This is a genomic window from Virgisporangium aurantiacum, assembly GCF_016863635.1.
In the GTDB taxonomy this organism is placed as follows: domain Bacteria; phylum Actinomycetota; class Actinomycetes; order Mycobacteriales; family Micromonosporaceae; genus Virgisporangium; species Virgisporangium aurantiacum.
Genome location: NZ_BOPG01000192.1, coordinates 1 through 1,022, shown reverse-complemented (window position 1 = coordinate 1,022; position 1,022 = coordinate 1). Strand labels below are relative to the sequence as shown.

1 protein-coding gene is annotated in these 1,022 nt (G+C 67.6%); it reads right to left on the bottom strand.

Features of this window, described 5'->3' with window-relative positions:
- Window positions 1-1,008 (bottom strand): condensation domain-containing protein (locus tag Vau01_RS62995; protein ID WP_275424078.1); only part of this gene is annotated, 1,008 nt, incomplete at its 3' end.
- Between the last annotated feature and the right edge of the window lie 14 nt (window positions 1,009-1,022).

Below are 1,022 nucleotides of genomic sequence, written 5' to 3'. Positions count from 1 at the left end.
GGTGGTGTGGTTGACCAGGATTTGGAACAGCGGGGTGCGGGCGGGGTCGCGGGGCGGGTTGAGGTCCTCGACCAAATGTTGGAACGGCAGATCCTGATGCGCGTAACCACCCAGAGCAGTGGTCCGGACCCGGTGCAGCAACTCAGCGAACGTGGGCTGGCCGGACAGATCGGTGCGCAACACGATCGTGTTGATGAACAGCCCGACCACGTCCTGCACCTTCGGATGGCCACGCCCGGACACCGGCACCCCGACCGCAATATCGGACTGGCCGCTGTACCGGGCCAACAGCGCCTGCACCGCCGCCAACAACACCATGAACGAACTCACCTGGAACCGGCGCGCCACCGCCCGGACCGCCCCGACCAGCTGCGCGTCCCACCCGAACGGGACCACCGCCCCGGCCGGATCCCGCACCGGCGGCCGCGGCCGATCCGTCGGCACCTCCACCACCACCAACCCCGCCAACTGCGCCCGCCAATACCCCAACAACCCCTCCCGCCGACCCGCCAACACCCGCTCCTGCCACACCGCCCAATCCGCATACTGCACCTCCAACACCGGCAACACCGGCACCACCCCACGCCGCGCCGCCTCATACAACACCACCAAATCCCGCCGCAACACCCACACCGACACCGCATCAACAATCACATGATGCAACACCAACCCCAACACCCCACCACCCTCAGAACCGATGCCGGCGACAGCCACCCGCCACAACGGACCCGACCCCACCACAAACGGCTCCACCGACCACTCCGCCAACTCCTCCACCCCACCAAACACCCGCAACCCAACCCCCGAACCCGGCTCCGGTGGCGGATCAACCCGCTGATACACAACCCCCTCCACCACCACCAACCGCGTCCGCAACACCTCATGCCGCTCCACCAACCCCACCAACGCCACCCCCAACAACCCCACATCCACCCCCACCGGCAACCCCCACCCCACCGACACGTGATACTCCACCGACCCCGGATCCAACTCCGCCAACACCCACAACCGCGCCTGCCCCA